Source organism: Magnetospirillum gryphiswaldense MSR-1 v2 (assembly GCF_000513295.1).
Classification (GTDB): Bacteria; Pseudomonadota; Alphaproteobacteria; order Rhodospirillales; family Magnetospirillaceae; genus Magnetospirillum; species Magnetospirillum gryphiswaldense.
Map to the genome: position 1 here is coordinate 3462117 of NC_023065.1, position 21656 is coordinate 3483772.

Annotated in this window: 18 protein-coding genes; 9 read left to right on the top strand and 9 right to left on the bottom strand. The window is 61.2% G+C overall.

Features of this window, described 5'->3' with window-relative positions; genetic code table 11:
- The 9 genes from MGMSRV2_RS16690 to rfbF are packed head-to-tail and all read right to left on the bottom strand — an operon-like array spanning position 1 to position 9730.
- Complete coding sequence (locus MGMSRV2_RS16690; RefSeq protein WP_024081535.1) at positions 1 to 1140, bottom strand: glycosyltransferase family 4 protein; 1140 nt, start codon at positions 1138 to 1140, stop codon at positions 1 to 3.
- Positions 1137 to 2201: a CgeB family protein gene (locus MGMSRV2_RS16695; protein ID WP_024081536.1), complete on the bottom strand. Its 1065-nt coding sequence runs from the start codon at positions 2199 to 2201 to the stop codon at positions 1137 to 1139. The genes MGMSRV2_RS16690 and MGMSRV2_RS16695 overlap by 4 nt, the downstream gene beginning before the upstream one ends.
- Positions 2188 to 3288 (bottom strand): glycosyltransferase family 4 protein, encoded by a 1101-nt coding sequence (locus tag MGMSRV2_RS16700; protein ID WP_024081537.1) that lies wholly within the window; start codon positions 3286 to 3288, stop codon positions 2188 to 2190. The genes MGMSRV2_RS16695 and MGMSRV2_RS16700 overlap by 14 nt, the downstream gene beginning before the upstream one ends.
- The gene (locus tag MGMSRV2_RS16705) at positions 3285 to 4472 is read right to left on the bottom strand and encodes a glycosyltransferase family 4 protein (protein WP_024081538.1); all 1188 of its coding nucleotides are present in this window, start codon (positions 4470 to 4472) and stop codon (positions 3285 to 3287) included. Before MGMSRV2_RS16705 ends, MGMSRV2_RS16700 begins: the two co-directional genes overlap by 4 nt.
- 9 nt (positions 4473 to 4481) lie before the next feature.
- Positions 4482 to 6497 (bottom strand): glycosyltransferase, encoded by a 2016-nt coding sequence (locus MGMSRV2_RS16710; protein ID WP_024081539.1) that lies wholly within the window; start codon positions 6495 to 6497, stop codon positions 4482 to 4484.
- A complete protein-coding gene (locus MGMSRV2_RS16715) occupies positions 6494 to 7441 on the bottom strand; it encodes an NAD-dependent epimerase/dehydratase family protein (RefSeq protein ID WP_024081540.1) in 948 nt (315 codons plus the stop codon). The genes MGMSRV2_RS16710 and MGMSRV2_RS16715 overlap by 4 nt, the downstream gene beginning before the upstream one ends.
- Positions 7438 to 7884 (bottom strand): dTDP-4-dehydrorhamnose 3,5-epimerase family protein, encoded by a 447-nt coding sequence (locus MGMSRV2_RS16720; RefSeq protein WP_024081541.1) that lies wholly within the window; start codon positions 7882 to 7884, stop codon positions 7438 to 7440. The genes MGMSRV2_RS16715 and MGMSRV2_RS16720 overlap by 4 nt, the downstream gene beginning before the upstream one ends.
- The gene (rfbG, locus tag MGMSRV2_RS16725; protein ID WP_041634738.1) at positions 7881 to 8951 is read right to left on the bottom strand and encodes a CDP-glucose 4,6-dehydratase; all 1071 of its coding nucleotides are present in this window, start codon (positions 8949 to 8951) and stop codon (positions 7881 to 7883) included. Before rfbG ends, MGMSRV2_RS16720 begins: the two co-directional genes overlap by 4 nt.
- A complete protein-coding gene (rfbF, locus tag MGMSRV2_RS16730) occupies positions 8951 to 9730 on the bottom strand; it encodes a glucose-1-phosphate cytidylyltransferase (protein ID WP_024081543.1) in 780 nt (259 codons plus the stop codon). Before rfbF ends, rfbG begins: the two co-directional genes overlap by 1 nt.
- A 210-nt stretch (positions 9731 to 9940) precedes the next feature.
- Here rfbF and MGMSRV2_RS16735 point away from each other — a divergent pair, with 210 nt between their 5' ends.
- From MGMSRV2_RS16735 to neuC, 9 genes are all read left to right on the top strand, one after another.
- The gene (locus MGMSRV2_RS16735) at positions 9941 to 11908 is read left to right on the top strand and encodes a hypothetical protein (RefSeq protein WP_024081544.1); all 1968 of its coding nucleotides are present in this window, start codon (positions 9941 to 9943) and stop codon (positions 11906 to 11908) included.
- Between the two features lie 54 nt (positions 11909 to 11962).
- Positions 11963 to 12922 carry a Gfo/Idh/MocA family protein gene (locus MGMSRV2_RS16740; protein ID WP_024081545.1) on the top strand — a complete coding sequence of 320 codons (960 nt, stop codon included), beginning with the start codon at positions 11963 to 11965 and terminating at the stop codon, positions 12920 to 12922.
- 2 nt (positions 12923 to 12924) lie between these two features.
- The gene (locus tag MGMSRV2_RS16745; RefSeq protein ID WP_024081546.1) at positions 12925 to 13896 is read left to right on the top strand and encodes a GDP-mannose 4,6-dehydratase; all 972 of its coding nucleotides are present in this window, start codon (positions 12925 to 12927) and stop codon (positions 13894 to 13896) included.
- Positions 13893 to 15005: a DegT/DnrJ/EryC1/StrS family aminotransferase gene (locus tag MGMSRV2_RS16750; RefSeq protein ID WP_041633706.1), complete on the top strand. Its 1113-nt coding sequence runs from the start codon at positions 13893 to 13895 to the stop codon at positions 15003 to 15005. Before MGMSRV2_RS16745 ends, MGMSRV2_RS16750 begins: the two co-directional genes overlap by 4 nt.
- A 64-nt stretch (positions 15006 to 15069) precedes the next feature.
- Entirely contained in the window at positions 15070 to 15723 is a 654-nt protein-coding gene (locus MGMSRV2_RS16755; protein ID WP_024081548.1) for a winged helix-turn-helix transcriptional regulator, read from the top strand.
- A 91-nt stretch (positions 15724 to 15814) separates the two neighbouring features.
- Positions 15815 to 18118 carry a PEP-utilizing enzyme gene (locus MGMSRV2_RS16760; RefSeq protein ID WP_041633708.1) on the top strand — a complete coding sequence of 768 codons (2304 nt, stop codon included), beginning with the start codon at positions 15815 to 15817 and terminating at the stop codon, positions 18116 to 18118.
- Positions 18119 to 18179: 61 nt separating this feature from the next.
- Positions 18180 to 19310, top strand: coding sequence for an NAD-dependent epimerase/dehydratase family protein (locus tag MGMSRV2_RS16765; protein ID WP_024081550.1), 1131 nt, complete (start codon positions 18180 to 18182; stop codon positions 19308 to 19310).
- Positions 19307 to 20476 (top strand): LegC family aminotransferase, encoded by a 1170-nt coding sequence (locus MGMSRV2_RS16770; protein ID WP_041633709.1) that lies wholly within the window; start codon positions 19307 to 19309, stop codon positions 20474 to 20476. Before MGMSRV2_RS16765 ends, MGMSRV2_RS16770 begins: the two co-directional genes overlap by 4 nt.
- A complete protein-coding gene (neuC, locus tag MGMSRV2_RS16775; RefSeq protein ID WP_024081552.1) occupies positions 20473 to 21654 on the top strand; it encodes a UDP-N-acetylglucosamine 2-epimerase in 1182 nt (393 codons plus the stop codon). The genes MGMSRV2_RS16770 and neuC overlap by 4 nt, the downstream gene beginning before the upstream one ends.
- Positions 21655 to 21656: the final 2 nt, after the last annotated feature.

Consider the following 21656-nt stretch of genomic DNA (forward strand, 5'->3'; position numbering starts at 1 on the left):
TCAGCCCGGCTTGCGCTGGGCGGTGTCGGAAAGGATTTCCATCAATCGCTCCACATGCTGCTCCCAGGTGTAGGAGGACAGCACCCGTTTGCGGCCCCTATCCACCAGTTCGGCCCGCAAATGCGGGTCGCCCTCCAGCCGGTCGATGCCGTCCAGCAGCGACGACAGCGACAGCGGATCGAAATAAAGTGCGGCGTCGCCGCAAACTTCGCGGTTGACCGGGGTGTCGGCGGCGAGAACGGGAATGCCGCTGCTCATGGCCTCGGCCATGGGGTGGCCGAAGGTTTCTGAAATGGACGGGAAGATGAAGATATCGTGGTTCTGGTACAGGGCCGGCAGGGATTCATAAGGCTGGCGGCCCAAGGTCACGGTCTGGGCGGCGATGGCCTTGTCGACCAAGATGCGATCATGGGCGCTGCCCTGGAAGTCGTCCAGTTCCCGCCGGGTCATAGTGATGGTGGCATGGGCTTGGCTGCCCCGGGCGATCAGCGCCTCGACCGCCTGGCAGACCAGGCCGGGGCGCTTATGCGGATAATATACCGACACGTAAAGCAGCCGCAGGATACCGTCGGCCCTCCAGTGCCGGGGCGCTTCCGTCGCCGGGACGAAGGAATGGCTCATGGTGCCATAGGGATTGACGGTGATCTTGGATTCCAGGTCGGGGGCCCACAGTGACAGCAGATCGCGCATGGCCGCCGTCGGTGTCATCACCTGATCGGCGCTGCGGGCCGAGGCGATGATCAGGCGGCGGCGGGCCTTGCGCTGCAGCGCCGACCACACCCCTTGTTCGGGGGAGACATTGGCCAGATAGAATGGATCGAACAGGCCGCCTTCGCGCACCAGCAGAACTTGCGGCACCGGACAGGCCAACAGGCCGAAATTGGCCGATGAAAACAATACGTCTGGTTTACGGCGGCTGACGATCCGGCGCCATTGCGTCTGTTCCCAGACTAGGCGCAGGGCGGGGCGCAAATCGCTGGCGGCGACCCGCAGCATGTTGGGTCGGTCGGTACCGGGAAAGCGCTGGGACACGGCGAATTCAGCGGTGCCGCTACGCTCTGCCAGACTGTCCATGAGATTGCGCGTATAGGTGACGATACCGCCCATACGGGCGGAAATGGCGTTGATCAGGATTTTCATGGTGTCTTAGATTCCCCGAACAGCCGGTTCAGGATGCCATGCAGGCGGGCATCGTGGCTATGGCCGCGTTCAATCATTGCCCGTGCCGCCGTCTGAGCCGCCTTGATTCGCGCCGTGTCGTCGGCCAGCCAGCGTTTCGCCTGGGTCACCAGATCATCGTCATCGCGGAAAAAACCGGCCTCGCTGTCGGGGTGGACCAAAGCGGCGGCTTCGTCGGAATATTCGTGCAGCATGAAGCCGCCGCAGGCCGGAATCTCCACCGTGCGGCAGGTTTGGCGGTCGCGGTTGCCCTTGCGCAGAAAGCCCAGGCTGATCTTGGCGGCGCCGACCACCTTGGCGTAATCGCGGTCATAGACCGGGCGGTTCTCGATGCGCAGATTGGGGTGGCGGTCGATCCAGCCGCCCCAGCCATTGCCCCACACCCTGACGGCCATGCCGGCTTCGGCCAGCCGCAACAGGCTGGCGGCACGCGGCGCTTCGAAGGTGCCGATGAAGGTGATGTCGGCCTGGACTTCCCGGCGTTCGGTTTCGCTCAATGCTGTCGGATGGTGCAAATCGGGATCAAAGCTGTTGTTGACGAACAGCATGCGGCGTACGCCCCAGGACGGCACCTCGTCAGCGTCGAGGTTGAACGATTTGGTGGTCAGCCACCAGTCGAAAACGGGCATGGCCCGCTCCAGCCAACGCGACCGATGGATGGGGTTCATCATGTCGTCTTCGGAATACCAGGCCAGCAGCGCCTTGGGCGCCACTTGGCGCAATCGGTTCAGGGTGGCGGCACGGATCATCGGCACCGCTTCGATCCACACCAGATCGCAATCCCGGGCGACAGCCGTCAAGACCGCGTCGTTGCAACTGGCCGGATCGGCGGGCAGGCGCAGGCGATAGCGCAGCCGGTCCATCAGGCTGGGCCGATCCTCATAGGTGGCACCGTCGCGGTTGATGGGCACCACCCCGACCCGGTGGCCCAGCCGCCGCAATGCCGCTACCCGTTGCGGGGTCCGGCTGCCGGCGATGGTCTGGCCGACGACGACGATGGAAAGCGGCCTATCCAAGGACATGGGCCACCGCCTTGTGCAATCCGGCCAGATCGGCACGGAAGTCCCAGGTGGCGATGCGGGATGCCGCCGCTTGCCCACGGATTTCGCTTTGATCGAGAACATGGGCCAAGCCGACGGTCAGGGCGGCGATATCGCCAGCGGCGAACACCGCGCCGGTGCTGTCATCGACCAGATCGAAGGCGGCGCCGACCTGATCGCTGACCACCACGGCGGTGCCGCAGGCCATGGCCTCGTTCACCGCCAATCCCCAGGGCTCGTGTTCCGACGGCAGCACGAAGACGTCGGCCAGGGCATAAAAGGCCGGCAACTGGGTCTGATTGCGAAAACCGGCGAAGATCATCCCCGGTTCGGCCATGGCTTCCAGTTCGGCGCGCATCTCGCCGTCACCGACCATCAGCAGTGCCGGGCGCGGTTGGCGCAGGGATTTCCAGGCGGCGACCACCTGTTCGGGGTGCTTGCGCCGCTGGAACTTGCCCGCATACAGAATGACCTGTTGCTCCGGTTCGATGCCCAGCTCATGGCGCAAGGAGGCGGTGTCGGCCTGGGCGGCGTGGGCGGCGAAGAAAGCGTTGTCCACCGCGTAGGGCATGGTGATGATACGGTCGTCATTGATGCCGAAACGTCGGTAATAGGCGCCATTGGCCGATCCGATGGCCAGGAATCCCCGGCAACGGGCGAAGATCCAGCGCAGGTAAAGCCGCTTCAGCCAGCCGCGCGGGCCGATGCCGTCGGGCATGGCGCCATCCCAGTTCTCTGCCCGCATCAGCACCGGCTTGCCCAAGCGCGCTGCCAGCCGCAAGGTCCGGCGCATGACCGGGCTGGCCCAGCCGTGCAGCCAGATCACATCGGCGGCGGCGATTTCGGCGGCTAGGTCGGTTTCCGCCAGGGCGATGTTGTCGTAACCATCGCGCAAGGGCACGTCCCAGCGCACATGGGTGCCGAACCCGGGATCATGATAGCCGGCCACGGTGTCGACCCGTTCGAACAAGACCCGTAAATGCAGGCCGGAATCGGCGGCGATCAGGCGCAACAGCGGCGCTTGGTATTGGATGGGGTGACTGACCAGATAGAGCAGGCGCGGGATCATGGCTGTTCCCCCCAGACGGCGTGCCAGTTTTCCTCGAGAGCCTTGCGGAAGCAGGCGGGAGAATAACGGGTTTCCGCCAAGTGCCGGGCGGCGCGCCCCAGGCGGTGGCGCAAGGCACGGTCGGCGACCAGACGCAACAGGGCTTCGGCCATGGCCTGGGCGGTGGAATCCACCAGCACGCCGGTCTCGCCGTCTTGCACATAATCCTGCGGGCCGCCGCAACGGGTGGAAACCACCGGCACGCCGCAGGCCATGGCTTCGATGCCGACGATGCCGAATCCTTCCTGCGCCGATGGCAGGGCGAAAACGTCCAGTCCCGCGTAAAAGCCGGGCAGATCCCGGCGCGGCAGCACCCCTTGCCATTGCACCAGCGCGTGGGCGCCCAGGGACCGGATCATGGCGGCGGTGGAGGGATCGGGCTGTCCGGTCAGGCGCAGACGGATGCGCGGGTCACGGCCATGGGCGATGACGATGGCGCGGACCAGCAGCCCCAGATTCTTGCGCGGATCGTTGGCTCGCCCGGCGAAACCGATGATGCCGGCTTCCGCCTCGGTGGTGGCGGGGCGATACAGATCGGGATCGGTGGGGATGGGCATGATCCCGGCCCGGTCCATGGGGAAGCCCAGGCGGCGGAATATGCCAAGCGCATGATGGCCGACGGTGACGATGTGGCCGGTTCCGGCCAGGATGCGCCGCTCCATGGCCGCCTGCACCGGGCCGACGATTGTGCGGTCGATCAGGCGGCGCGGCCAGGCCATGGCCCGACGGCGGTCCAATCGGTCGCCCAGCATGTCGCTGGCGCACCACACCAGATGCGGCACTTCGGCGGTCCGCAGGGGATTGGATACCAAAACGGTACCGCCCACCGCCACATGACGGTCATGGGCGTCGATCAATGCCCGCCAGCGCGGCGAATCCAGATAATAGGGAAATTCCAGCTCGGCCCAGCGGCAGCCCACGGCGATTGCGGCGCATTCGTCGTCGAAGCACCGCCCGGCCTCCGTCCGTGGGCAGCGCAGGCTCCAGGGCGGCGGGCTGAGATGGCGGTGGCTGGATAGCGGTGCGTAATAGGCGATGGTGATTTGATGTCCGCGCGCGGCCAGCTCCTGCGCCAGCAACCGGGTCTTGGCCGGAACGCCGCCCTCGAACGGGGGCAGGGTGATGATCAGGGTGCGCTGGGCCATGACGGTGGATCAATCTCGCCGTGCGGCATCGACCAGAACATCGGCGGTCTTGGCGGCCGTCTGTTTCCAGGAATACTGTTGTGCCCGCTCCACGCCGCGGCGGCTGAGTTCGGCCCGGGCCGCCGGGTCGTCCAGCAGGCCGCTGATGGCCTCGGCCATGGCCTGGGTATCGAGCGGGTCGAACAGGCGGGCGGCGTCGCCCACCACTTCCGGCATGGCCGAGGTGTTGGAACTGGCGATGGGGGCGCCGCAGGCCATGGCCTCGACCAGCGGATTGCCGAAGGTTTCGATGGTCGAGGGGAAGACGAACACGGTGCAGCTTCGATAAAGCTCGATCAGGCGTTCCTGCGAACAGCCGCCCAGGAAGGTGATCATGGCCCCCATGTTCAAGTGTTCGATCTGTCGCAGCAATTCGCCATGATAATCGGGGTCGATGATGCGGCCGGCGATCAGCAGGCGGGCCGAAGGCTGATGGGCTTGCAGCAAGGCCATGGCCTTGATCAGGGTGTGCAGGTTTTTCTGCACATAGATGTCGCAGACCGCCAGCAAGGTGCTTTGCTCGCGGCGCACCGAAGCATCGGGGGTGAAGGCCGGGGCGATGCCGTGGTGGATGATCTCGACGCGTTTGACGATGGAATCCGGCAGGCCGAAACTGAGGGAGCGGCGGGCGTAATCGGACACGGCGATGGCCCGGCGGCAGGTGATCAGCGACAGGGCGGTGGCCAAGGCCAGCATGCCCCAATAGACCCGCTTGCTCAGACGCTTGTCCCGCTGCACCACGGCCAGCGAATTGCGCAACAGGATCACCGGATTGGGGGCGGCGAAGGGACCATAATTGGCGGGGGAAAAGGTCACCACCGCCAGCATTTCGCGGGCCAGGATCGGCAAGGCGAACTGTTCCCACAATAAAAGTCGCAGGAAACCGGTCTTGAACTGTAACAGATGCAGGCGCACGCCTTCTGGCGGTTCGCCGAACAAAGTGTATTGGTCTTCGTGCAGCAGCAGATGGATCTCAAGCCGGTGGTCATCGGCCAGATCGCCCAGGATGTTGCGCAGATAGGTGACGCCGCCGCCGCTTTTGGCATGCAGGCCGTTGATCAGTACCGGCAGACGGTCATGGGGCGCCTTGGTGGGGCCACGCGGGATCAGGCTCAAGACCAAGGCGACCCAGTTTCGCGGCAGCAGCGGCCATTGGCGCAGGGATCGGGTAAAGAACCGGCGGGCGCTGATCTGGTCGCCGGCTTCCTGATAAAGCCGCCCGGCCCCATAATGCAGGCTGGCCAGGCGGCGGCGAAAGCGCAGGGCGTCGCGCCACGAACGGTCCGTCAGGGAATCATAATGCATTCGCACCGCCAGCAGCGATGCCTGCATATGACGTTCCGCCGATTTGCTTTGCTGGCCGGGATGGATGCGGTACTTGCTGAGCATCAGGGGGAGAAAGCGGATGCGCGCCCCGGCCTTGACCAGCTTGAGCTGCAATTCATAATCCTCGGCGCTGCGCAGGGCGGCATCCTCGCTGACACCGCCGACCTGTTGCAGCAGCGAGCGGCGGATGATGGTCGCCGATGGCGACATGGCCGAGCCCTCGAACAACAGATTGCGCAATTGTGCCTGCCGTTCCGGCCCCGGCAGCCAATCGCGCAGGATGCGGCTGCCGTCCCAGAAATGCACCCCGTGGGTGACGATATCGGTGTCGTCGGTCAGATGCGGCAGACAGGTTTCCAGCTTGTCGGCGTGCCAGACATCGTCGGAATCAAGGAAGGCCACCCATTGTCCCCGGGCTTCGGTGATGCCGATATTGCGCGAGGCGGCGATGATGCCGTGATTGGCGAAGGTGATCAGACGGATGCGCGGATCGTTGATTTCCGCCACCACACTTTCGGTATGGTCGGCGGAGTGATTGTTGATGACGATGGCTTCCCAATCGGTCACCCGTTGAGCCAGGACGGAGTGCAAGGCCTCGCGCAGCCAGTCGGCCTGATTGTAGGTGGGGATGATGATCGTGATCAGGGGAACATGGGTCATGGCGTAGCCTTGGCCTGGGCCAGACAGAAATCAAGGGTTTCGTCGATGGCCGCCGCCAGATCGGCTTGCGGGGTGAAACCGCAGGCACGCAGCCTGTCGATCCGGTATTCCAACGGTGCCGCCGTTTCACCGGGGGCGGGGGCGGGGCGCTGCAAGGCGACGATCAGACCCTTGGCACGGGCGCGGGCCAGCACCAGATCGGCCATGGCCGCCGCACTCGTGCTGTGTCCGCTGCCCAAATTCATCAAGCCGTCGCCCCAGGCGTCCGGCGGAAGCGTCAGCAGATGGGCCAAGGCGTTTTCCACATCGGCCAGTGGGATGAAATCGCGGCTGACCAGACCGCTGCTTCGCATCACCAACGGTCCGCCCGCCGCCGCCGCCCGGCATAAATCGTTGACCAGCAAGCCCCAGCGATCGATATCGGCATGGACCGGGGCGCCGATGGCGTTGGACAGGCGCAGGGCCAATGCGCCGATACGGCCCTGGGCGTGGGCGGCCAAGACGAAATCCTCGGCTACCCGGTTGCTGATGCCGTAAGGATGGCGGGGCAGCGGCAGCGTGGTTTCGTCCACCACGCCGTTCAGGCGGGCGCCGTAGACATGGGCGGTGGAAAACAGGACGAAGCGCCGGCAGCCGGCGGTGATGGCCGCTTCCAGCAGGCGGATGGTGTATTCACCGTTGATGCGCAGGGCTTGTATCGGATCACGGGCGCATTCGGCATCGGACAGGCCGGCCAGATGCACCACGGTCCGGCAGCCGGCGCACGCCGCCGCCACACTGGCCGGATCGTCCCAATCCAGCACGATGGTTCGGGCATCCTTGGCCCAGATGGGTGAAAGCGGGCGACGGCTGGCCAAGCGGATATCATGGCCCCGCGTCAGCAGATGGCGGGCCAGACGCCCACCCACATAGCCGCTGCCGCCGGTGATCAGGATGGCGGTCATGGCCTCTCCCGCCAGACATAGGGGATGGACGGGTCGTCATGATCCTTGCGTTCACCCTCGCTCGGGTCATGGGCAAGGGTGGCGCAATTGGCGACCAGGGCGGTTTCTCCGCCGACGCATTGAAAGCCGGTCCATAAGCCCGGCGGTACGCTGACCAGGGCATAATCATCATCGCCCAAAGCGATTTCCTGCACCTGACCATGGGTAAGGCTGTGTGGGCGAGGATCGAACAGGACGAAATTGATGCGGCCCACCGGTACCGCGTAGTTCAGGCTCATGCGGTGGTGGTAGTGCCAGGCCTTGATCTTGCCAGGATGGACCGAGGAAAAGTAAATCTCGCCGAATTGCTGGAAAACCGGAGAATCAACGCGCAACATATGCATCACCGCGCCCCGGTCGTCGGCGATACGGCGCAACGGGGTGAGGACGACACCGTCGATCACCGGCTTGTGCCCATGTAATCGTTGATCTGGTTCTGGCAGACGGCGCGGGGCGAGGCGTTTTCACGGATGACCTGACGATACCAGCCGATGGTGCGGTCGATGGTTTCATCCACTCCCCAGCGTGACCGCCAGGCCAGATCCACGGCGGCGCGGTCGGTGTTCAACTGCAACAGCCGGGCTTCGTGCGGGGCGTTGGCCTCGGGCGAGACCTGGAACGACCCTTCGCCCCAGACCTTGACCGCCTCGGCCACCAATTCGCCGACGGTACGGACCGAACCGACGGGCGGGCCGAAATTCCAGGCGCCGCCGAATTTCTTCGGCTGGTGCAGCAGCTGGGCGGCGACGGACAGATAGCCCGACAGCGGCTCCAACACATGCTGCCATGGGCGGGTGGCATGGGGGTTGCGCACCGGTACCGGCTGTCCGGCTTCCAGGGCGCGGATGCAATCGGGGATGATGCGGTCGCGGGCCCAATCGCCGCCGCCGATGACGTTGCCGGCACGGGTGCTGGCGATGCCGAAGCCGGGGCGGGAGTCGAAATAGCTGGAGCAATAGGCGGAAAAAATGATTTCCGCCGCCGCTTTCGATGCCGAATAGGGGTCACGTCCGCCCAGTTCGTCGGTTTCGCGGTAGCCCCACACCCATTCCTTGTTTTCGTAGCACTTGTCCGAGGTGATGTAGACCGCCGCCCGCACCGAATCGCTGGCACGCAGGCATTCCAGCAGGTTCAGCGATCCGCCCACATTGGTGTCGATGGTCTGCTTGGGCTGTTCATAGGACAGCCGCACCAGGGCCTGGGCGGCCAGATGGATGACCACTTCGGGCTGGGTTTCGGCGAAGACCTGGGACATATGATCGAGATCACGGACGTCGCCATCCACATGACGCATGTACTGGCGCAAGCCCAGCAGGTCGAACAGCGGACGCTCACCTTCGGGCGGCAGGGCATAGCCGGTGACCTCGGCTCCCAGTTCGGTCAGCCACAGACACAGCCACGACCCCTTGAAGCCGGTGTCGCCGGTGACCAGCACCCGCTTGCCCTTGAAGGCGGCGAACAGTTTTTCCATCACCAGCATCTCCACGGAGCCCGGTCCGCGTTCCACAGATCATTCAGCAGCGTATAGTCGCGATAGGTGTCCATGCATTGCCAGAAACCGTCATGGCGATAGACCATCAACTGGCCGTCGGCCACCACCTTGCGCATAGGATCTTGTTCCAGCATGACATTGTCGTCGCCGATGTAATCCAGCATTTTGCGGTTGCAGACGAAGTAGCCGCCGGAGATGCAGCCGCCGGTGGCCTGGGGCTTTTCGTTGAACTCGCGCACGCTGCCGTCGGCCTCGACCCCCAATTCGCCGAAGCGGCCGGGCGGACGTACGCCGGTGACGGTGACCAGCTTGCCGTGGCCGCGATGAAAATCGACCAGGGCATTGATGTCGATATCGGCGACGCCGTCGGCGTAGGTGAGCAGGAAGTCCTGGTCGTCGCCCAGATATTTGGCGATGCGCTTGACCCGGGTACCGGTCAGGGAATCGAGACCGGTTTCGGCCAGGGTGATCTTCCAACCGCTTTCGTCGTGATCGCCATGATAGTCGATGGCCTTCTCGCGCCCCAGCGTCAGGGTGAAGTCGCTGGTGAAGGCCTGATAGTTCAGGAAGAATTCCTTGATGGTGTGGCTTTTATAGCCCAGGCACAGCACGAACTCGGTGAAGCCGTGGGCGGCATAGGATTTCATCACATGCCACAGGATGGGTGCCGGCCCCACGGGGATCATCGGCTTTGGGATGTTGTCGGCGACGTCGCGGATACGCGTGCCCTGACCGCCGCAAAGAATGACGACTTTCACTTTGGAGCACCTAGCCTTTTGGAAAGCACACGAACCTAGCGGTCCCGGCTAGTGTTTGTCAATTATGGGCGTGGCGGAGCCGCACTATAACTCTATTGCGTCCACCAGACAGCTATGCCATGACCACGTCCCATAGTGCCGCTCGTCGGAGCAGGGAAACGGAAACCTAACGCACGACAATAGACGCCTCCTCTGCCGGTGGATCGTATCATGCCTTTGTTAGACATCCTGTTTGTCGCCCCACCGCAACGGGCTTTTTTAGGGTATATTGTTCTGTTGTCAGGATTGTGTTGGCTTTCCGGCTTGATTTTGCGCCAACGTGGTGTTCTGGGCACGGCGTTCGGCTTTATGGTTTGGGCCGCAGCCAGTACTCTGGCCTTATTGGTTCTGCGCCAGTTCGGCGCCTCGATAAATTGGTTTATCCCCTTGTCGGCGTTGATCGCCGTTATTGGCGGCGGCGTATTGAGGCTGGCTTTGCCCGCGCCCCAGCCGCAGTTTGGCGGTCGATACTCGGCGATGCTGATCGTCATCATGCTGGCCTTGGTGATTTGGGTCCTGCGCATGATCCAACTGGATCCGTCCGCCAGCCTATCGTCGCATCATGGCTGGTATCCCTTATATATCGAGGATTCGTTCCAATTAGGCCGCTTCGCTCGGATCGAAGATTTCGCCTTCGGAAACGGCTATCTGGCGAGTATCTTTTTCAACCTCGATCTCATGGGGCTATCGGTTCTGGGTAAGAGCTTGGGCGTGTTCTCCGCCTGGCAGGCCTATAGCGCGGCGTCCATCCTTGCGGCCATTCTCAGTATTGGCGTGCTCGCCGAGGGCTTGGCCCGCTCACGGCCCGCTTTGCTGGCGTATGCGGGGCTGGTTCTGGCCTTATTGGCCTTTGATTTCTTGTACCGGACGACGTTGGCGCGCAATTGGGGCGACGCCCTGCTGTTCCTGCCTGGCGCGGTCATGCTGGTGACCATGACCCGTGAAGACGATTTGCGCACCCGGGCGCTGTGGACGGCTGCTGCTGCCATCTTCATGGTTGTCGGTCGGCATTATGGCGCTTTCTACGCAGGTATGATCATGCTGGTCGGGTACGGCTTGGTTTGGTCGCATCAAAAGCGGTGGGATTTAACGCCGTGGGTGGTTATAGGGCTGTTGTTGGTAGTGCTTTCGGTGCGCGACATCGCGTGCTTCCTGGTTCCGCCCAGTCCTTATTACCCCGGCTCCAAACTGATCGACGTGGCTGCGCCACCCAAAAACCTGTTATTGCAGGGAACCTTGAACGACCTTGGTATCTTGACCGACGGAGTTCTGGCCAGATTTTGGGTTGATTGGCGCAATATTTACCTGCTCGCCGGGATTGGCTTGATCGTCTTTTGGCTCCGGAACCGGTATCTGGGGAAGGCATGGTTGGCATTGGGTTTGGCGCCGTTCGGTCTGGTGCTGCTCCCGCAATTGCTTCAATACCTTACGCTTTATCGCTCAAGCCCGCCTTACAGCAAGGCGGCTCTTATCAGCTTGCACATGTTCAGCTGGTACCCGGCCTATGTGCTGGCCCATACGAGGTGGTCGCCGCCTTGGCGCACGGGTCGGTGTCGGGCAGCGCTGACGGTGTTGCTGGTGATGGCAGGCGTGGGGGGGGTGGTCCTGGTCCGTCAGGGGCAAAAGGCCGGCCTGGACTTCGGGAAGGGACCGAATGCGGTGCTGGAGGCGGCTTTCGATCGTTACCGCCAACACAACGTTGATCTGAATATCGCCGAAAGAATGCGTGTTGAGCTGACACCGGAACAGTTCGACGAGGTGGTCGATCGCCCGATCCTGTACCTGCACTACGAACCGGGTCTGGCCTTGCGGAATTTCATCGGTGGTCATCTGATTTGCGACCTGGATTTCTGGGGCCCGACAGTGCATCAGGCCATGGCCGAGGTCTCGTCCTTGCGCGAAGTGGTCGCACGCTTGGGTTACCCCAGCATTTATTTCAGCTTTCCCGATCCTGGTCTTTACAGCCGCTATTACCCCGAGATCTGGTCGCGATTCGCGACCGAGGTGTTAGGCTTGCACGATGCGGACTGGATCGAGCACAAAATCGTCTATGGTAAGGTTGTTCTGCTGGTCCCGAGGCGTCCCGCCGATGCGGCGCCGCCGGCCTGCGCGGCCTTTTCGACCAACCATCGTCCTTGACCCGCATGCGCCTAGCGTGGAACAAAGTCCGATCTTAATTCGGAGGGTAATCTGATGCGCGTCGCCGTGGTCGGTTCCGGGAACATGGGCTCTAACCATTTACGGGTTTACAGTCAACTGCAGGGGCCGGAACTGGTTGGTTTGGTCGATCCCGACCGCAACCGGGCCGAGGCTTTAGCCAAGCAATATGGCTGCCAGGTGTTCGAGCGCGCGGAAGATCTGGTGGGCAAGGTTGACGCTGTGACCATTGCCAGCCCATCGGTGACCCATGGCGAGATCGGAACTCTGCTGCTGCAGAACGGCATTCACTGTTTGGTGGAAAAGCCGTTGGCGGTTACCGAGGAACAATGCCAGTCGTTGATCAGCGCCGCGGAAAAAAGCGGTGCCGTGCTGATGGTCGGTCATATTGAACGATTCAATCCGGCGGTCGAGCAGTTGGGGCAGTTCCTGGCCGGCAGCCACAAGATATATGCTCTGGACGCCCGCCGGATGAGCGCGGTGTCGTCGCGTATCACCGACGTGGATGTGGTGATGGATCTGATGATCCATGATCTCGATGTCGCCAACGGGTTGATCACCGACGACGTCGTCAGCGTCCAGGCCCAGGGCATCGATGTGCAGGGTTTTGGCCACGATTTCGTCACCGCCTTGGTGCGCTACGCCGGCGGCATGGTGGCCAGCTTCACCGCCAGCCGTATCACTCAGAACAAAATCCGCCAATTGCACATCACCGCCGACATTGGCTTCGTCGAGGCCGATTACCTGCGCCAGGAAATGATGATCTACCGCCAGAGCCGGGCGTCCGATCTGCCGTCGGGCTCGGCTGGGGGCTACGTCATGGACTTGGCCATGGATCGTGTCTATGTGCGCCATTCCGAACCGCTGGTGCGCGAGATCAGCCATTTCGTCGAGGTGGTCAAGAATGGCGGCAAGCCCAAGACCGACGGCGCCAGTGCTCTGCGCTCGTTGCGGCTGGCCTGGGCCATTCAGGACGCGTTGAAGGCGGGGGCCTGATTATGGCGGGACGTTTCGCAGGCAAGCGGGTTGTCGTCACCGGCGGCGCCGGCTTCATCGGCAGTCATCTGGTGGACGCATTGTTGGCCGAGAATGCCGCCCATGTGGCAGTGGTCGATAGCTTCTTCCTGGGCAAGGAGGAGAATCTGGACCAGGCCTGCCGCCTGCACGGCGACCGGCTGACGGTGCTGCGCGAAGATGCCGGCGAGCTGACCGCTATGGCGGCAGTGATGGACAAGGTTAAGCCTGACTTGGTGTTCAACTTGGCCACCAAGGCGCTGCTTTATTCCTTCTTCAATCCGGCTGGTGCCTGTCGGGTCAATCTGGACATCGCGATCGCACTGGCCGAGTTGCAGCGCCAAGGTGCCTTTGGCCGTTTGGTGCATTTCTCGTCATCCGAGGTTTACGGTACCGCCCAGTACGTGCCCATGGATGAAAATCATCCGTTGTTGGCGGAAACCTCTTATGCCGCCGGCAAGGCGGCGGGCGACTTACTGTTGTCATCCTATGTCAAGATGTTTGGTGCCGACATCACCATGATCCGGTCGTTCAACAATTACGGCCCGCGTCAAAACGACGGCCAGTTGGCTGCCATCATCCCCTTGACGCTACGCAAGATTCGCGAAGGCGGCCAGCCGATGATCCAGGGTGACGGCCTGCAGACCCGCGATTTTATCTATGTGGGCGACACGGTGGAAGCCACCTTGAAACTGTCCCAGCACGACGACATCAAGGGTCGGGTGCTGAATTTGGGTTCGGGCTGTGAAACCACCATCAAGGCCATCGTCGACGGCATCTGCGCCGAAGTGGGCTACCAAGGCGGCATCGACTGGCAACCGTCGCGCGTCGCCGACGTGCGCCGTCATTGCGGCGATGTCAAAGCCGCCACCGCCTTGATCGGTCCCATTGCCACCACCAGTCTGGAACAGGGGCTGAAGCAGACCATCGCTTGGTATCGGAGCCATGCATCGTGATTCCCATCATCCGCCCTGATCTGAGCTACGATGAGGTCACCGAGAATCTGCGGGCCGTGATTGAGTCGGGACAGCTGACCTGCGGTCGCATGGTCGCTGAATTCGAATCGCTGGTCGCTCGGACCGTCGGGGTGAAACATGCCGTCGCCACCACTTCAGCGACCACCGCCTTGCACTTGGCTCTGGCCGCCAAAGGCATCGGCGCGGGAGACGAGGTGCTGGTGTCCGATTTCTCGTTTCCGGCCAGCGCCAACGCCATCATCCAGACCGGTGCGGTTCCGGTCTTCGTCGATTGTCGCCCCGGAGGTTTCGATCTGGATGTAGACGACGCGGTCGGCAAAGTGACGGCGCGGACCAAGGCGATCATGCCGGTCCATCCCTTCGGCATGCCCGCCGACGTCAAGGCCATCGCCGCCATGGCCGATCGGCATGGCTTGTTCGTGGTGGAAGACGCCGCCTGTGCTATCGGTGCCGAACGCGACGAGATCCGCTGTGGTGGTGGTCCTGGTGTGGGGTGCTTCAGCTTCCATCCGCGCAAGCTGATCACCACCGGCGAAGGCGGAATGGTGACCACCAATGACGACGCTTTGGCGGCGCGGCTGCGTCTGTTGCGGAGCCATGGCGGCCAAGCCGGTCCCAAGGTCGGGCTGGAGTTCGTCGAGAACGGCTACAATTACCGTCTGTCGGAAATTCAGGCGGTCCTGGGCATCGCCCAGATGAAGCGGCTGGACGCCATCCTGGCCGATCGTCGCCGGACCGCCGCTTTGTACCGGCAGGGTTTGGCGGGGTGGGCAGATGTGGCCTTGCCGCAATTCGACGTCGTGGGCAGCGGCACGTTCCAATCCTTCGTCGTTATGCTGGGCGACAACATCGACCGTGACCGGGTGGTCGGCGACATGCGGCAGGCTGGCGTCGAAACGACTTTAGGTACCTATGCCCAGCATGCTCATCCGGCATTTATCCGATTTGGATACGCCGCCGGGGCGTTGCCCCATTCGTGGCGGGCGCAACGTCAAAGCCTGACTTTGCCGCTGCTGCCAAGAATGGATGGCGAGACGGTGTCCAAGGTGATCGACGCGCTGCGCCGGGTCCTTGAGGTGTCGGTTTGACTGGGGTCTTTACCGGTCAAGCCGCCAATTGACACTAGTCAGTGAGGGGGGTAGTGTTCGCGGTATGAACGCTCATCCTGACCAGACTTCTGGTATCAATTCGGAGGCAGAGGTCATCTTGCGCTTGTTGAGGCTTGTGCATTCCAACAGCGCCTTGACGCAAAGACGAATTGCCAACGAGTTGGGGATTGCCGTTGGCATGGCCAACGCATATTTGCGCCGCTGCGTCACCAAGGGTTTGATCAAGATCGAGCAGGTTCCCGCCAACCGGTATATGTATTATCTGACTCTCACCGGCTTCGCTGAAAAAAGCCGCCTGAGTATCGAGTATCTCACGCAGTCATTCGGATTTTTCCGTGCAGCTCGGCGGCAATGCGAAGTGGTGGTGGAAAATTGCCAAGTCGCGGGTCATCGCCGTCTGGCGTTGTTTGGGGCAAGTGAATTAGCTGACGTATTCATGCTTTGCATCCACGATTTGGACGTTTCGGTTATCTGCTTGGTGGATGAATCTATGGAGCCCGGACGTTTTCATGGACGACCGCGGGTTTCGTCTTTGGATGACGCGGTCGATATCGATGCGGTGGTGTTGACCGATCTGAAGGCGCCGCTTCTGGCCTATGAGGCGCTTCAACGACGGTTTGAAGCCAGTCGGATCCATGTGCCGAAGATGCTGGGTATGTCGGAAGATGACTTGTGCGGACAGGGTGGCCTGGGATAGGCGTCGTCACGGATAAGTATTGCTTGTGTCAAATGCCTTCGATGATGCCAAATTATCGAATTATTAACCTGAGGTATACAAAAAATATAATATGGATATACAGAATATAGTCTTCGAATTTGGGACAAAAGCCGAGACTTTGGCGCGACTTCAGGTCATGCCATTTAAGGACGCACTATTTTGTCCACAGATTATTGTTAATTTTTCTGAATGGCAGGCGAATCCAAAGAAGTTAATTGATTTAATTATTGAGCAGTTTCCCGGTGTTCTGCTGGTTGTTCGTTCCAGTGCGGCTTGCGAGGACGGTTGGGACAACTCAATGGCCGGCGCCTTTAAAAGTATCGCCAACGTCGCCGCCGAACATCAGGGAGTACATCAGGCGATCACTGAGGTTTTCGGTAGCTATGGTGGGGGGCGGTCCGGCGACCAAGTTCTGGTTCAGCCGATGGTCCAAGATGTGGCTTTGTCCGGCGTGGCGTTGAGCCGCGATATCGAAGCGGGGGGGCCATATTACGTCGTCAATTACGACGACCTCACCGGGCGAACCGATACGGTTACCGGCGGTGGGGAGAGCAAGACCGTCCTGGTGCACCATGCTCGTCCGCAAGCAGTCCACAGCCCGCGTATTCGCAGGATTATCGCCACTGTCTCTGAACTTGTTGTCGCCACTGGATGCGACGACCTGGATGTAGAGTTTTGCATGACCCATGGCGGTCAGCTTTATATTTTGCAGGCGCGACCTTTGGCCGCCAGCAAGCAATGGCAGAACATCGACACGTCCAAGGTCTCGGCAAGCCTTGACGAAGTGCGGATACGGCTGACCGATCTGATGAAGCCGGCCGCGGGGGTTTGCGGAAGCACCACCGTTTTGGGTGAGATGCCGGACTGGAACCCCGCCGAGATGATCGGTAATGCTCCACGGCCGTTGTCCTTGTCCCTTTACAAGAACTTGATCACCGACGGTGCTTGGTGGCGGGCCCGAGTCAACATGGGCTACCGCGCGGTTCCTCATCCACTGCTGCTTGATCTGCATGGCCGCCCCTATATCGACGTGCGCCTGTCGCTCAATTCCTTTCTGCCTCAGTCGGTGTCGGATGAGCTTGCGGAAATGCTGGTGAACGGTCAATTAGCGCGCCTAGCCGCCAAACCGGAAAGCCATGACAAGATCGAATTCGAGGTGGCGGTCACCTGCCGTGATTTGGCATTTCCGACCGATCGTCTGGCTGAGGACGGGCTTTCCCACGGCCAAATCGCGGAATTTGAGTATCACCTTAAGGGTCTCACCGCCCGCGCCCTGACATCGGTTCCGCGGATGGCGCACTTGCTGGAGCGGACACGGGGGTTGGCGGGTCACGGTGACTTGGCCCAGATGTTGGACGATTGCCGCAATGAGGGGACGATCCCGTTCTCGGAATTGGCGCGACACGCATTCATCGGGATGACGTTTTTGAAAAGTTTGGTTGCCCGTGGCGCGTTAAGCCAGTATCGGGCCGACCTTTTCATGCACAACATTGAGACCGTTGCCGGCGAGTTCGTCGCGGATCTCCATCAAGTCAGTATCGGCGAGAAATCGCGCGGCGATTTCCTGACCCGTTACGGTCATCTGCGGCCTGGAACCTACGATATTCTGTCAGCTCGCTATGACGAATCGCCAGACCTTTATCTGGGGCGTCACAGCCACGCCCCCGAGCAGGTCGAGCCATTCCAACCCACCGGCGAAGAACGCAAGGCCATCGACCAGCTTTTGTCCGAGGCCGGCTATCAGGTGGATTGCGGTCACCTTCTGCACTATGTGACGGCGGGCGTTGCCGCGCGCGAGGAAGCGAAATTCAACTTCACTCGCAATGTCAGCAACGGTCTAGCCGCCATCGACCGATGGGGGGCTGGTCTGGGGCTGTCGCGTGACGACCTGTCGTTCCTGGAAATATCGGATATCCTGAATTCCGCCGACCTGGGTCTGTTGCGCGACAAAGTGGCGCGGGGGCGTGAGTTCTATGAACTGACGAAGATGATTCGATTGCCCCACCTGCTGTGTGAACCCGACGATATCGACGTGGTACGAATACCGCTAGGGCGCCCCACCTTCATCACCGGGAAAAGCGTTACCGCCCCGACTATCCAATTAGGGGTGGCGTCCAACGTGGACATTGACGGGCATATTGTCTTGATCGAGGCGGCGGATCCTGGTTACGACTGGATTTTCTCGCACGATATTGTGGGATTGGTGACCAAGTACGGCGGGGCCAATTCCCATATGGCTATTCGTTCGGCGGAATTCGGCTTGCCCGCTGCCATCGGCTGTGGTGAACGACTGTATTCCGTCCTGGCTTCAGGCAAAGTGCTCGAACTCGATTGTGCGGCAAGCCGGGTTAAAGTAGTGGATTCTCTTCGATAACCTTCCAATTCCAATGCCAACCTCATCCGTAAGGATGAATACCTAGGGAAACCAACAGGATATGGCTGATTCCCATCAATACCAGACCGCCCATCATGTCGCTTTCAGCGTGAACGCCCATTTGCCGGACTCGTATCAGACCGAAATCTTCGATGAAGCTTTGCGCATGACCTCGGAGATTCTGGAAAAGCACGGTCTCCAGCAGCGAAAGGTGCTGATCGTGGGCGGGGCGGGCTATATCGGTTCGGTGTTGACCGGACATTTGTTGGACAGCGGCTATCAGGTTCGCTGCGCCGACTTGCTGGTATACGGCAACGGCCTGACCGTGGTGCCTTATCTGTCCCGTCCCGGCTACGAGTTCGTGCATGCCGACCTAAGCGACGAGGCGCAGTTCGTATCCTTACTGGAGGGAATCACCGATGTGGTTCTGCTGGCCGGTCTGGTGGGTGACCCGGTCACCAAGAACTTTTCCGAGGCGGCAGCCCGCATCAACGATGCCGGCCATGAAACCATGTTGAAGCTGCTCAATGGGCGGGGATTGAATCGGGTTATTTTCGTTTCCACCTGCTCCAATTACGGCTTGATCGAAGGCGATCAATTTGCCGACGAGAACTTCGAGCTGAAGCCGTTGTCCCTGTACGCCAAGTCGAAGGTGGCAGTGGAAAAGGCGCTACTGTCGCAAAAGGACGTGGATTACACGCCAGTGGTCTTGCGCTTCGCCACCGCCTTCGGTCTCAGCCCGCGCATGCGTTTCGACTTGACGGTCAGCGAATTCACCCGCGCCCTGGCCTTGGGTGAGGACCTGCTGGTATTCGATGCCCATACTTGGCGTCCTTATTGCCATGTCCGGGATTTTTCCGAATTGATCCGCTGCGCCATCGAAGCCCCGAAGGCCCGCGTCGCCTTCCAGGTGTTTAACGCCGGAGGTGATTCCAACAACAACACCAAGCAGATGATCGTTGACCAGATTCTCGAACAACTGCCGGATGCCAAAGTCCGCTATCAAGAACATGGCGCCGATCCGCGTAACTACCGGGTCGATTTCGGCAAGGTGTTTCGAGTCTTGCACTTCCAGCCGCGCTTCACTGTCGCCGACGGCGTGCGGGAGCTGATTGCGGCCATCCGCCAAGGTCTCTTCCACGACATCGCTCAACCCACCAGCTATTACGGTAATTGGGAGCCACGGGTTTGATCCAAGCCTTTGATCCTCGATGCGTCGTCGATGCCATCAGCCGGGTGGTCGGTGGTCCCGCCGCCCTGCACGAGCCACGTTTTGTTGGTCGCGAGTGGGATTACGTTAAGGAATGCATCGACACCGGCTGGATTTCCACCGCCGGCAAGTTCGTCGAGCGTTTCGAGGACATGCTGGTGGAGCAGACCGGCGTAGGCCATGCGATCGCGGTCGTCAACGGCACGGCCGCTTTGCATTCCTGCCTGATGCTGGTCGGTGTGGGACAGGACGATGAGGTGGTGATCCCGGCTCTGACTTTCGCTGCGACCGCCGCTGCGGTCGCCTATTGCGGCGCCATTCCCCATTTTGCCGATTCTTGCCCCAACACTCTAGGCCTCGATCCGGCGAAACTGGACGCTTGGCTGAGCGATGTCGGTCGACGCCAAGACGGTAAGCTAGTCAACCGGTTAACCGAACGCCGTATTGCTGCCGTGGTGTGTATGCACACCTATGGGCATCCGGTGGACCTGGATGCCTTGGTTGAAGTGTGCAATCGTCATGGTCTGCCGTTGGTCGAAGATGCCGCAGAATCCTTAGGAACAACTTACAAGGGACGCCATACCGGCAATTACGGTGTGGTCTCGGCCGTCAGCTTTAATGGCAATAAAATCGTCACGACCGGTGGGGGGGGGGTGATCCTCACCAACGACCCCGATTTGGCGCGGCGAGCCAAACATTTGACAACTACGGCCAAGCTGCCGCATCGATGGGAATTCAGCCACGACATGGTCGGCTACAATTATCGTATGCCGAACATCAACGCGGCCCTGGGCTGCGCGCAATTAGAACGTTTGCCCGAGATCGTAGAGGCTAAACGCCTTTTGGCGGCGCGATATGACCAGGCATTTGCCGGTCTGGGCGGCGTCCGCTTCTTTACCGAACCCGGTTTCGCCCGCAGCAATTATTGGCTGAATGTCATCCTGCTGGATCGGGCTCAGGCCGACAAACGCGATACGCTATTGGAAATGTTGAACGATGCCGGCTACATGAGCCGACCCGCCTGGGTATTGATGTCTCGCCTGCCGCCCTATGCCGAAGGACCGCGGATGGATGTGTCGGTCGCCGAAGATATCTATGACCGCCTGATCAACATTCCCAGCAGCCCTTTTCTGGTTGATCCACGATGACTGCCCCCAAGCGAAAAATCTGTGCCGTCACCGGCACTCGCGCAGAATACGGTCTGCTGTACTGGACTCTGCGCCGCTTGGCGGCTGATCCCCGCGCGCAATTGCAATTAGTGGTGACTGGCGCACATCTCAGCCCGGTTTTTGGCATGACGGTGGACATGATCGAGGCCGATGGTTTTACCGTCGATGCTCGTGTCGATATGCTGCTTGCCGCCGACACTCCGGTGGCCATCGCCAAATCCCTGGCCCTTGCCGGCATCGGCATCACCGAGGCGTTTGAGCGCCTGGAACCGGATCTGGTGGTGTTGCTGGGTGATCGTTACGAAATTCTGCCAGCGGCCCAAGGGGCTATGCTTCTGGGGCTGCCCGTGGCTCATATCCATGGGGGAGAGGTCACCGAGGGCGCCATCGATGACGCGATCCGGCATGCCGTCACCAAGATGAGTCATTTGCACTTCGCCACAACCCAAGACCATGCTGACCGTATTGTCCAGATGGGCGAGAATGCGGCCAAAGTTTGGAATGTCGGGTCACCTGGCGTCGAAGTCATCCGCAAGTTGACGCCCTTGTCGCGGGCCGAAGTGGAGGCCCGTTTGGGCATGGCTTTGCGTCCGACGAACTTGCTTGTTACCTACCATCCGGTGACGGTGGGGGTGGCGGATCCCGCCGCAGGCATGCGAGAATTGGTGACCGCGTTGAGCCGCTTTCCCGATGCCAGTGTGGTGATCACCGGCGTGAATGCGGATCCCGGCAATCGGGCGATCGCCAGCGTGGTCGAACAATTCGCGGCGGCGCATCCGGGTCGGGTGGCGGCTCGTCCGTCGTTGGGCTCGTTGCTCTATCTGTCCACCATGTACCAATCCTCGGTGGTGGTGGGCAATTCGTCCAGCGGCATCATCGAGGCGCCGTCGGTCGGCGTACCCACTGTCAACATGGGGGCGCGGCAAGACGGTCGCCCGCGTGCCGCCTCGGTTATCGATTGCGATGAAACCGCCGATGCTGTGGCTTCGGCGCTGGCCCAAGCCCTTGATCCAACCTTCCGTGACGGAATGCGCACCATGGTCTCACCCTATGATGGCGGGGATGCATCGGAACGCATCTCCCAGGTTCTGCTGACCCATCCATTGGACGGGTTGCAGAAGAAACGGTTTCACGACCTTTTGATCACAAGGGCTTAAGC

Bases quoted from the DNA above. Each gene is read 5' to 3' on its own strand.
- MGMSRV2_RS16705 (WP_024081538.1), bottom strand. From the start codon at position 4,472: ATGGCCCAGCGCACCCTGATCATCACCCTGCCCCCGTTCGAGGGCGGC.
- MGMSRV2_RS16745 (WP_024081546.1), top strand. From the start codon at position 12,925: ATGGCGGGACGTTTCGCAGGCAAGCGGGTTGTCGTCACCGGCGGCGCC.
- neuC (WP_024081552.1), top strand. From the start codon at position 20,473: ATGACTGCCCCCAAGCGAAAAATCTGTGCCGTCACCGGCACTCGCGCA.
- MGMSRV2_RS16760 (WP_041633708.1), top strand. From the start codon at position 15,815: ATGGATATACAGAATATAGTCTTCGAATTTGGGACAAAAGCCGAGACT.
- MGMSRV2_RS16755 (WP_024081548.1), top strand. From the start codon at position 15,070: ATGAACGCTCATCCTGACCAGACTTCTGGTATCAATTCGGAGGCAGAG.
- rfbG (WP_041634738.1), bottom strand. From the start codon at position 8,951: ATGGAAAAACTGTTCGCCGCCTTCAAGGGCAAGCGGGTGCTGGTCACC.
- MGMSRV2_RS16765 (WP_024081550.1), top strand. From the start codon at position 18,180: ATGGCTGATTCCCATCAATACCAGACCGCCCATCATGTCGCTTTCAGC.
- MGMSRV2_RS16690 (WP_024081535.1), bottom strand. From the start codon at position 1,140: ATGAAAATCCTGATCAACGCCATTTCCGCCCGTATGGGCGGTATCGTC.
- MGMSRV2_RS16700 (WP_024081537.1), bottom strand. From the start codon at position 3,288: ATGATCCCGCGCCTGCTCTATCTGGTCAGTCACCCCATCCAATACCAA.
- MGMSRV2_RS16740 (WP_024081545.1), top strand. From the start codon at position 11,963: ATGCGCGTCGCCGTGGTCGGTTCCGGGAACATGGGCTCTAACCATTTA.
- MGMSRV2_RS16735 (WP_024081544.1), top strand. From the start codon at position 9,941: ATGCCTTTGTTAGACATCCTGTTTGTCGCCCCACCGCAACGGGCTTTT.
- MGMSRV2_RS16695 (WP_024081536.1), bottom strand. From the start codon at position 2,201: ATGTCCTTGGATAGGCCGCTTTCCATCGTCGTCGTCGGCCAGACCATC.
- MGMSRV2_RS16710 (WP_024081539.1), bottom strand. From the start codon at position 6,497: ATGACCCATGTTCCCCTGATCACGATCATCATCCCCACCTACAATCAG.
- MGMSRV2_RS16715 (WP_024081540.1), bottom strand. From the start codon at position 7,441: ATGACCGCCATCCTGATCACCGGCGGCAGCGGCTATGTGGGTGGGCGT.